Genomic DNA, 245 nt, shown 5'->3' with positions numbered 1-245 from the left:
GTTTTTATAATAATCCAGTAGATTCTAAGTATCGTTCTATCATGAACGTGCCGTTTACTTTAGCAGACAGCAGCCTTGATAAAGTATTCTTAGAAGAGTCAGAAAAAGCTGGCTTGTTAAATCTAAAAGGTCATCGTGATGTAGGCGGTATGCGAGCCAGTATCTACAATGCCGTACCATTTGAGTGGGTACAGCAATTGGTTGATTTTATGATAGCGTTTGAAAAAAAGCATGCATAAGTCATA

At 37.6% G+C, this 245-nt stretch carries 1 pseudogene; it reads left to right on the top strand.

The annotated features are described in order from the left end of the window. Positions 1-239: pseudogene (locus tag SB772_RS44500) on the top strand (phosphoserine transaminase); the annotation flags it as partial. Between the last annotated feature and the right edge of the window lie 6 nt (positions 240-245).

Source organism: Paraburkholderia sp. SIMBA_030 (assembly GCF_046535245.1).
Lineage (GTDB): Bacteria > Pseudomonadota > Gammaproteobacteria > Burkholderiales > Burkholderiaceae > Paraburkholderia.
This window is presented reverse-complemented; position numbering and strand designations above follow the sequence as displayed.